Annotated in this window: 1 protein-coding gene and 1 pseudogene; both read right to left on the reverse strand. The window is 72.8% G+C overall.

Going from position 1 to position 2215, the window contains the following annotated elements:
* Positions 1-371: pseudogene (locus D8M29_RS11325) on the reverse strand (hypothetical protein); the annotation flags it as partial.
* On the reverse strand, positions 368-1951 hold the full coding sequence (locus D8M29_RS11330) for an acyl-CoA carboxylase subunit beta (RefSeq protein WP_127435552.1): 1584 nt from the start codon (positions 1949-1951) through the stop codon (positions 368-370). The pseudogene D8M29_RS11325 and the gene D8M29_RS11330, both read right to left, overlap by 4 nt.
* Between the last annotated feature and the right edge of the window lie 264 nt (positions 1952-2215).

The following is a 2215-nucleotide window of genomic DNA, read 5'->3' on the forward strand; positions in this document are numbered from 1 at the left end:
GACTGGGCGATGTTGTGTCGGGGCGTCGGGTGGTGGTGCGAGTGGGTGATGGAAGGCGGAGGGTTCTGTGGGGGGGGCTGGCCAGGGCGGGGGGCGGGACGCCGCGGGCGGCGGCGGGGCCGGGCGAACATGCCCAGGCCGCGGCGACGGCGGAGCGTGCGGGCCAGGGGGCGGGGGTGGGGGGCCGCGGCGGCGGGCCGGGGGGGTTGGGCACGGGCGGCGGCTGCCGCCTCGAGGACGGCGGCCAGTGCGGCCATCTCCTCCGGCTCCAACTCCGGGCCGTTGAGCTGCAGCGGGTCGGCCGACGGCGGCGTGGCCTGCGTGGACGCGTCGTTCTCGTCCGGGGCGCCCGGGCCCAGCGGGGCGCTCACAGCGGCATGTTCCCGTGCTTCTTGGCGGGGCGGGCCTCGCGCTTGTGCAGGGTGGCGCGCAGGGCGCGGATGAGCTGGCCGCGGGTGGCGTGCGGGGGCACCACGGCGTCCACGTAGCCCAGCTCGGCGGCCTGGTATGGGTTGAGCAGCTCGGCCTCGTAGTCGGCCACGATCTCGGCCCGGCGCGCGTCGACGTCGCCGCCCGCCTCCGCCGTCGCCTTCAGGTCGCGCCGGTACAGGATGTTCACGGCGCCCTGGGCGCCCATCACGCCGATCTGGGCGCTCGGCCAGGCCAGGTTCAGGTCGGCGCCGAGCATCTTGGAGCCCATCACGATGTATGCGCCGCCGAAGGCCTTGCGCGTGATCACGGTCAGCTTCGGCACGGTGGCCTCGGCGTAGGCGTAGATCAGCTTGGCGCCGCGGCGGATGATGCCGTTGAACTCCTGGTCCGTGCCGGGCAGGAACCCGGGCACGTCCACGAGGGTGATGATCGGGATGTTGAACGCGTCGCAGAAGCGCACGAACCGCGCGGCCTTCTCCGAGGCGGCGATGTCCAGGGTGCCGGCGAACTGCAGCGGCTGGTTCGCGACGACGCCCACGCTCATGCCGTCCAGGCGGGCCAGTCCGGTGATCACGTTGGGCGCGTACAGCTCCTGCAGCTGCAGCAGGTGGCCCTCGTCCACGATCGAGGCGATGACCTCGAGCATGTCGTAGGGCTGGTTGGCGGAGTCCGGGACGATCCCGTCCAGGGCGAGGTCCTCGTCCGTGGGCTCCGGGTCCGCGGCCTCGAAGGTCGGGGCCTCCGCGAGGTTGTTGGAGGGCAGCAGCTCGAGCAGCTCCTGCACGTAGGCGATCGCGTCCTCCTCCGAGGAGGCCATGTAGTGGGCGGTGCCGGAGGTGGCGTTGTGCGAGCGGGCGCCGCCGAGGGTCTCCATGTCCACGTCCTCGCCCGTGACGGTCTTGATCACGTCCGGGCCGGTGATGAACATGTGCGAGGTCTGGTCCACCATCACCACGACGTCCGTCAGGGCCGGCGAATAGGCCGCGCCGCCGGCGGAGGGGCCCATGATCAGCGAGATCTGCGGGATCATGCCCGAGGCCAGGACGTTGTTCCGGAAGATGTCCGCGAACTGGGCGAGGGAGGCCACGCCCTCCTGGATGCGCGCGCCGCCGCCGTCGAGGATGCCGATCACGGGGCAGCCGTTGCGCGCGGCGAACTCCTGGACCTTCACGATCTTCTGCCCGTTGCGCTCGGACAGCGAGCCGCCGAACACGGTGAAGTCCTGCGAGTAGACGGCCACCTGGCGCCCGTCCACGGTGCCGAAGCCGGACACCAGGCCGTCGCCGGCCGGATGCTTGGCGTCCATGCCGAACGCGGTGGTGCGGTGCACGGCCAGCGCGTCCAGCTCCACGAAGGAGCCCTCGTCCAGGAGGAGGTCGATCCGCTCGCGCGCGGTGTGCTTGCCGCGAGCGTGTTGGCGCTCGACGGCGTCCGGGCCGCCGGGCGCGGCCGTCGCCTCGAGCCGCCGATGCAGGTCGGCCAGCCGGCCGGCCGTGGTGGTCAGGTCGGGATCGGTCACACGTCCTCCTTGTGGTGGTCCGCCAGATGCGGAGGCTCAGTCGGCCAGTGTACGGGCCACCGCGGACGCCCACGGTTGGAGGAAGCCCACAAACGGCGAGGACGTCGGCCCGGACTGCCCGTCCGCGCGCCCCGGCGGCGGATCGGCCCGCCCAGCCCGCCCCCGGGGACGCCGTGTATATCTAGGGGCATGCAGCCCGACGACGCCCCCACACCGGATCTGACCTGGCTGGACTCCGCCGGCTCCACGCAGGATGAGCTCCTC

Source organism: Micrococcus sp. HSID17227 (assembly GCF_003989405.1).
GTDB classification, from domain to species: domain Bacteria; phylum Actinomycetota; class Actinomycetes; order Actinomycetales; family Micrococcaceae; genus Micrococcus; species Micrococcus luteus.